At 31.5% G+C, this 8,337-nt stretch carries 6 protein-coding genes; 5 read left to right on the plus strand and 1 reads right to left on the minus strand.

Annotation, left to right across the window (positions count from 1 at the left end; translation table 11 throughout):
- The first annotated feature begins 56 nt into the window (after positions 1 to 56).
- Genes mutS through Q0K54_RS10810 form a run of 4 tightly spaced genes read left to right on the plus strand, consistent with a single transcriptional unit; the run spans position 57 to position 6,162 of the window.
- Positions 57 to 2,570: a DNA mismatch repair protein MutS gene (gene mutS, locus Q0K54_RS10795; RefSeq protein WP_294581207.1), complete on the plus strand. Its 2,514-nt coding sequence runs from the start codon at positions 57 to 59 to the stop codon at positions 2,568 to 2,570.
- Positions 2,571 to 2,574: 4 nt separating this feature from the next.
- A complete protein-coding gene (mutL, locus tag Q0K54_RS10800; protein ID WP_294581209.1) occupies positions 2,575 to 4,419 on the plus strand; it encodes a DNA mismatch repair endonuclease MutL in 1,845 nt (614 codons plus the stop codon).
- The gene (gene miaA, locus Q0K54_RS10805) at positions 4,419 to 5,360 is read left to right on the plus strand and encodes a tRNA (adenosine(37)-N6)-dimethylallyltransferase MiaA (protein ID WP_294581211.1); all 942 of its coding nucleotides are present in this window, start codon (positions 4,419 to 4,421) and stop codon (positions 5,358 to 5,360) included. Before mutL ends, miaA begins: the two co-directional genes overlap by 1 nt.
- A complete protein-coding gene (locus tag Q0K54_RS10810) occupies positions 5,347 to 6,162 on the plus strand; it encodes an MBL fold metallo-hydrolase (protein ID WP_294581213.1) in 816 nt (271 codons plus the stop codon). Before miaA ends, Q0K54_RS10810 begins: the two co-directional genes overlap by 14 nt.
- A gap of 26 nt (positions 6,163 to 6,188) precedes the next feature.
- On the opposite strand, the gene Q0K54_RS10815 is transcribed toward Q0K54_RS10810, so the two are convergent.
- A complete protein-coding gene (locus Q0K54_RS10815; RefSeq protein ID WP_294581215.1) occupies positions 6,189 to 7,454 on the minus strand; it encodes a replication-associated recombination protein A in 1,266 nt (421 codons plus the stop codon).
- 76 nt (positions 7,455 to 7,530) lie between these two features.
- Between Q0K54_RS10815 and dtd the strand changes: the two genes are divergently transcribed.
- Positions 7,531 to 7,980, plus strand: coding sequence for a D-aminoacyl-tRNA deacylase (gene dtd / locus Q0K54_RS10820; RefSeq protein ID WP_294581217.1), 450 nt, complete (start codon positions 7,531 to 7,533; stop codon positions 7,978 to 7,980).
- Positions 7,981 to 8,337 lie beyond the last annotated feature (357 nt).

Consider the following 8,337-nt stretch of genomic DNA (forward strand, 5'->3'; position numbering starts at 1 on the left):
CTTTTAGAGAATGTTGTGTTATAATATAGACTGATTTTTAGAAATGAGGTTAACATATGAAAGAAAAGTATAGTCCGATGATGATGCAGTATTTATCAATTAAAGAAGAAAATCAAGATTCAATCGTAATGTTTCGTTTAGGCGATTTTTATGAAATGTTTTTTGATGATGCTATTTTAGTTTCTAAAGAACTGGAAATTGCTTTAACTGGTAAAAATGCTGGTGTTAAAGAACGGGTACCTATGTGTGGGGTACCATATCATTCGGCTAGTGGATATATTCAAAAATTAGTAGATAAAGGATATAAAGTAGCAATAGTTGAACAGCTAACAGAACCTGGTAAAAGAAAAATAGTTGAACGTGGTGTCGTCCAGATAATTACACCAGGAACAATTTTTGATGAGTCATTGACTAATAATCGTAATAACTATATAGCTGCATTGGAAGAATTTGATTTTAATTATACTTTAGCTTTTTGTGATATTACAACGGGTGAATTTAGTGTCGTTAATATTGATAAAAAAGAAAAACTACTAAAAAATCAATTAGAAACGATGGCAGTAAAAGAAATTGTGATGCTGCCTGACCAACTACGGGAGTTTGATAACATATTATCATCACCATTTTCTAATGATAAATATAATGAAAAATATGATCGAATCTTTGTACAAATCAAAGATTTAAAACAAATAAAAACCGCATCTTTATTACTTAATTATTTATTAGATACGCAAAAAAGAGAATTGGAGCATCTACAGATAATTGAAGAAATCAAAAATGAAGATTATGTGGTTATGGATTCATATACTAAAAAAGCTTTAGAGCTTACTACTGGAGCTAAAAGTAATGATAAATATGGTAGCTTGTTCTGGCTGCTTGATCAGACAAAAACAGCGATGGGATCAAGACTTTTAAAACAGTGGATTGAACGTCCTTTGATCAATCAAAGTGAAATTGAACAGCGATTGGATGTTGTCGAAATTTTTACTAACTATTTCATGCAGCGTGAAAGCATTAAAGAAATATTAAAAGATGTTTATGATCTAGAACGTCTATCATCGCGAATTGCCTTTGGTAATATTAATGCTCGTGATTTAAAGTGGATCAGTGCTTCTTTAAAAGTAATTCCGGAATTAAAAAATCAATTATTATCGTTAGATGAACCCTTGACTAATGATTTAGCTGATCATTTGATTGATTTAAATCATATTATTGGTTTAATTGAAAGCGCGATTGTTGATAATCCACCACTTAGTGTTAAAGAAGGAAATATTATTAAAGATGGATTTAATGAGGAATTAGATGAGCTTCGTTATATTCGTGATCATGGTAAGCAATGGCTGGTTGATTTTGAACAAAGAGAAAAAGAAAAAACGGGTATTAAAGGCTTAAAAGTCGGTTATAATCGAGTTTTTGGTTATTATATTGAAGTAACTAAAGGTAATTTATCCTTAGTTAAAGATGAGTTTAATTATACTCGAAAACAAAGTTTAGCTAATGCTGAGCGTTTTGTCACTCCAGAATTAAAAGATATGGAAGCAAAATTATTAAATGCTCAAGATAAGATGGTCAAATTAGAATATGCTTTATTTACAGAAGTAAGAAATCAAATCAAAAAAGATGTCCACCTGATCCAGGATGTTGCAAAGATAATTGCTCGAATCGATGTTTTCCAATCATTGGCCTTAATTTCTAGTGAAAATAGCTATGCTCGTCCTATTTTTAACCATCAAAAAGTTTTTAAGGTCATTGAAGGTCGTCATGGGGTTATTGAACGAGTGATGGCTCAAGGTAGCTATGTGGCTAATGATGTCGATATTGATCAAAATAATCCGGTACTAATGATTACTGGGCCTAATATGGGTGGTAAATCAACTTATATGCGTTCTATTGCTTTGATAGCATTGATGGCTCAAATTGGTTGCTTTGTGCCATGTCAGGAAGCTAATATTCCAATTTTTGATCAGATATTTACACGAATTGGTGCTAGTGACGATTTAGTTTCTGGTCAATCGACTTTTATGGTAGAAATGCTGGAAGCTAATAATGCATTGCGTTTTGCTACAGAAAATTCATTGATTATTTTTGATGAGATTGGAAGAGGAACAGCAACTTTTGATGGAATGGCAATCGCTCAGGCCATGATTGAATATATAGCTCAAAAGATAAAATGCATTACATTATTTTCTACTCACTACCATGAATTAACTTTTTTAGAAGAAAAGAATCTAGGAATCAAAAATGTTCATGCCAGTGCGGTTATTGAAAATGATGATTTAGTTTTTTTATATCGTATCAAACCTGGGAAATCTAATAAATCGTATGGTGTTAATGTTGCAAAACTGGCTAAATTACCAGATGAAGTGATTGACCGGGCTAATGTATTATTAGAAGCCTTAGAGGAAAACAATATTGAAAATCATTTAAGTGATGATTCATTGAAAGAAACTGTCGTTAGTAAACCAAGTGTTGTGGAACGTTATTTAGAAGGAATTGATCCGATGACGTTGTCACCAATAGAAGCTTTATCAACATTGATTGAATTAAAGAAGTTAAATGAAAGCAGGTGATTAAATGGCCAAAATAAGACAATTAGATGATGTTCTTGCTAATAAGATAGCTGCTGGTGAAGTAATTGAACGACCTGGCAACGTTGTTAAAGAACTAGTTGAAAATAGTATTGATGCTAATAGTACTAAAATTGATGTTTTGATCGAAGAGGGTGGTTTAAACTTGATCCAAGTCATTGATAACGGTGATGGAATGGAAAAAGAAGATGCATTGCTTTGTTTTAGTCGCCATGCTACTAGTAAAATCAAAGATGACCAGGATTTATTTTGTATCCAGACATTAGGATTTCGTGGTGAAGCAATCCCTTCGATTGCTTCTATTAGTCAATTTGAATTAAAAACTAGTACTGGGGCAACAGGAACAACGGTGTTATATGAATATGGTAAATATAAAGGTTATAAAGAAAGTGATAGTAAAAAAGGAACTAATATTACAGTTAAGAAACTATTTCAAAATGTACCCGCACGATTAAAATATATTCGCTCTATTAATGCTGAATTTGCTAATATTCAAACTTATTTAGAACGATTGTCTTTATCACATCCTGATATTGCTTTTTCATTAGTTCACAATGGTAAAAATATTTATAAAACAAATGGCAATGGTAACTTATTAGAAGTGATTTCTAATGTTTATGGGTTAAATGTTGCCAAAGCCATGATACCAGTAGATTTTGGTGATGATGAATTTCATATTACTGGTTTTATCTCTAAGATTGATGTCAATCGTGCCAGTAGAAATCATATGGTTGTAATGGTAAATTCGCGAGTAGTCCGCAATAAAGTTACTCTTGATAGTATTAAAAATGCTTATTCTCGTTATTTGGCTGAAAAACGTTATCCAATTACAATTATTAATATTGAAATAGATCCTTATTTAGTGGATGTTAATGTACATCCTTCCAAATTAGAAGTGCGTTTTTCTAAAGAAAATAAATTAAAAGAATTGGTTTATCAGGGAATCAGTGAGGCATTAAGTCAGGTTAATTTGACTTATGATGCTGTTTCTGATTACAAAAAGCCAAAACCCAATGTTGAACAACCTAGTTTGGAATTTAACTATGATTCTAAAAATGAAACTAATATTGAAGCATTAAATTCTTCGATGAAAAAGACATTAAATATTGATGTGACAGAACATGATGAACCACTTGTGTTACAACAGCCCAAGCAAGACGATTTTGCTTTTGTAACCGAAAATCAGGAAGAGTATATAGTTCCAGATAAGCAAGTGGTAGTTTCTGAAGTCGAACCAAGACAAAAACTCATGAAAAAAAAGTTGTTAGTTAAAGGGCAGATTCATGGAACATATATAATTTGTGAAGACGAAACAGGAATGTATCTAGTTGATCAGCATGCTGCACAAGAACGAATCAATTATGAATACTTTTTAGAAAAATATCAGAATTTAAACTTGGCGATGCGTGATTTATTAATACCAATAACAGTGGAATATCCTTTGAGTGAATTTTTAATTATTGAAGAAAGAAAAGAGTTATTAAAGGAAGTTGGAATTAATTTAGAGGTATTTGGCAATTGTGGATATATCATCAAGCAATTACCGATGTGGATGCAAAATATTGATGAACAGGTTTTCATTGAGGATATGGTTAATCAGTTGCTACATGATAATAAAATTGATGTTGTCAAACTGCAAGATCATGCTATTGCTACTTTAAGCTGTAAAGCTTCTTTGAAAGCAAACACTCATTTATCTACTTTAGGAATGCAAAATATCATTGATAATCTAATGCGCTGTGACAATCCTTATGTTTGTCCTCATGGACGACCAACTTTGATTTATTATTCTAGTTATGAACTGGAAAAACTATTTAAGCGGGTGACATAATGGAAAAGGTGATTGTTGTTGTTGGTCCTACTGGAGTAGGAAAAACGAAAATGGGGGTAGCATTAGCTAAAAGTTTTAATGGTGAAGTTATTAGCGGTGATTCGATGCAGATTTATAAAACTATGGATATTGGCACCGCTAAAGTTACTAAAGATGAAATGGAAGGAATTGTCCATCATCTAATTGATATTAAAGATCCTCAGGATAGTTATAGTGTTAAAGAATTTCAAGATGAAGTACGGTCCAAAATTAAAGAAATTATGTTACGTCATAAGTTGCCTATTATTGTAGGGGGCACTGGATTATATATTAAAGCTGCATTGTATGATTATGAATTTTCTAATAGTGAGGTTGATCATCAATATTATATTGAAAAATATCAAGATTATTCTAATGAGCAGTTATATCATTATTTAATGAAAATTGATCAAAAGACGGCCAGTGAGTTACATCCAAATAATCGCCAAAGAGTTTTGCGGGCAATTGCTATTTATGAAAGTACCGGTGTTAGTAAAAGTGAAACGATTGCTAAACAAAAACATCAAATGCTCTATGATGCTAAATTTATCGGATTAACTCTTGAAAGAGAACTTTTATATCAACGGATTAATCAACGGGTTGATATAATGATGCAACAAGGGTTGTTAGATGAAATAGATCGGTTGATGAAGAAAAATTATTCGCCTGATCTTCAAAGTATGAAAGCAATTGGTTATAAAGAATGGTTTGCTTATTATCAAGGTAAACAGAGTTTGGAAGAGACAATTGAACTAATAAAAAAACATTCACGTAATTATGCCAAAAGACAATATACCTGGTTTAATAATCAAATGCCAGTAACTTGGTTTGAAGTATCTTTAGATAATTTTAGCAATACGGTCGATCAGGTTATTGCATATTTAAATGATTTTATTGTTAAGGATATCTATGAAAATAATTAATTTAGTGGAAAATAATTCTGGTGATAATGGTTGTCTATTTGAACATGGCTTATCGTTTTATCTGGAAACTGACAAACATAAAATTTTAATGGATACAGGTGCCAGTGATGCGATAATTGCAAATGCAAAAATTCTTAATATAGAGTTAAATAGAGTAGATACTGTAGTATTGAGTCATGGCCATTATGATCATAGTGGCGGTATTTTACCGTTTGTTTCATTAAATGATCGAGCTAAGATTTATCTTCAGGAAAAGGCCGGAGAAGATTATTATAGTATTACTAATGGTATTAGCAAGTACATTGGAATTGATAAAAGAATTTTAAAATTACCGCAATTGGTCAAAGTTAAAGATTTATTGATCATTGATGATGAGCTAGTTATATTTTCTAAGATTGCAAATAAAAAGTATTGGCCAAATGCTAATCGCAGATTGAAGAAAATAGAGAATGGACAATTAGTTCAAGATAATTTTGAACATGAACAATGTTTAGTTGTTAAAGAGAATAATAAGAGTTATTTATTTTCTGGTTGTGGTCATAATGGCATTATTAATATATTAACTAGATATCAAAATTTATTTAATCAGTTGCCTGATGTTGTAATCAGTGGTTTTCATATGGTAAAAAAAGATGGATATCTTGATGAAGATATTCAAATGATTCAAGATATTGCTTATAAGTTAGCTAAATTGCCAACGGTTTTTTATACTGGTCATTGTACTGGGCAGTTTGCTTTTGATATCATGAAGTCAATCATGAAAGATCAATTACATCAATTATATAGTGGGATGAAAATTTAAAGGAGATTTCATAGTGTGAAATCTCCTTATTTATTACGATGATTTAATTTTTTTATTTGATTAGTGCGACCGTGTTTTAAGATTCGTCGATAATTCTCAGCTAAAGCTTTTTCATAATTACTAGTCATCCAAGGAATATAAAATTGTTCATTAGCAATTTCATTTGGTAGATATTGGATATATTCCCATAACTCAGGACGGCTATAATCATATTTTTCATCTTCTTGCAGACCAACAGGAGTCATTTTAAGGTATTCAGGAATACGGTATGGCTGACGATTATTAGCTGCCATAGCATTATCGATAGCGGCTTCACTTGATTTTGATTTTGGTGATAGACACAAATCAATAATCACACTGGCTAATGGGATCCTTGCTTCAGGAAAACCAATTTTTTTAGCGGCATCTAAAGCTACTACAGTACGCATACAGGCATTAGGGTTAGCCAGGCCAACATCTTCATAAGCGATTGTAATTAAACGACGCTGTAATGATTCGAAATCATTAGCTTCAATTAATTTAGCTAAATAAAACATTGCTCCATTTGGATCACTGCCACGAATAGATTTTTGTAAACCGCTAAGGGTATCATAGTAATTATCTTCATCTTGATCATAAATTACATTGGTTTTAATTAAAGCCTGATCAAAAGTTTTTTCGGTAATGATATTATTATCAGCTAAAATAGTGCATATTTCTAAACAATTATAGGCATAACGAATATCCCCACCACAGGCTTTGGCAATTTTATTTAAAACAACATCTTCAATTTGAAATAGATTATTAAGTCCTTTTTCAAAACTGATAGCATGTTGTAAACCGGAAATGATCTCATTGCTTGTTAGTGGTTTAACTTCTAAAATATGACAGCGAGAACGAATAGCTGGATTAATTGAATGATACGGATTGCTGGTAGTGCAACCGGCAATAGTAATTAGTCCACTTTCAACATGAGATAAAAGATCATCTTGGCGAGCTTTATTAAGACGGTGGACTTCATCGATGATAACAAAAAGTCCATTAGTCATTTGGGCTTCTGTAATAATAGCATCCATTTCTTTTTTGTTGCCGGTAGAAGCGTTAAATAGACGATAAGGTATATTTAAGTCATTGGCTAAAGCCATGGCAATTGTAGTTTTACCACATCCTGGTTCTCCATATAGAATAATAGAAAATGGATGCTTTTTTTCGACCATTTTTGTCAAAATAGCATTAGGGCCAACTAAATGCTTTTGACCAATAATTTCATTAAGTTTTGTAGGTCGCATTTGATTAGCAAGGGTAGTAGACATAGTATCTTCCTTTCTATTAAAAATTCGTTTATAATGATTATAGCATTTTTGAATTTTGAAAGATAGGAGTTTGTTTATGAGATTAGTTGTTCAAAAAGTAAGTCAAAGTAATGTAAAAATAGATGGAGATGTAGTAGGAAAAATTGATCAGGGTTTTATGGTATTAGTTGGTATAACTAATGATGATAATGAAAAGATTGTTGATAAGATGGTTGATAAATTAATTAATCTAAGAATTTTTGAAGATGAGAATGAAAAATTAAATTTATCATTATTAGATGTAAAGGGAAGTATTTTATCGATTTCTCAATTTACTCTATATGCCAATTGTCGTAAAGGAAGAAGACCTAGTTTTTTAGATGCGGCTAAACCAGAAATTTCTAAACCACTATATGAATATTTTAATCAAAAATTAGTTGAAAAAGGAATTCCAGTAGAAACAGGGGTTTTTGGTGCCATGATGGAAGTATCGTTAATAAATGATGGACCGGTTACAATTATTTTAGATAGTAAAGAACTTTTTTAAGAAGATATCACTTATCTTCTTTTTTATATATTATTAGTTACTGATAGTATCTAAATTAAAAAAAATTAAAAAAGATAAAAAAAGGCTTTACAAGGAGGGGTGAGATGTGGTAAATTAATAGGGCACTCAAGAGAGGGAGGCAGAGGCGAGGAGCCGAAGCAAAAAAAAGTCGAAAAAAAGATTGACAAAAGGCTCGAAAGAGTGTAGGATAAATGAGTCGGCGAAAGAGTCGGAAGAGGACATTGAAAACTGAACAGAATCGAGAATAAATTACAAACACGTCAAAGAAAAAAGAGAGAGCAAAGGCGAAAAGCCTAAAAGGATATAAACAATGGAGAGTTTGATCCTGGCTCAGGA

It is taken from the genome of uncultured Thomasclavelia sp., assembly GCF_944324745.1.
Classification (GTDB): Bacteria; Bacillota_I; Bacilli_A; order Erysipelotrichales; family Coprobacillaceae; genus Thomasclavelia.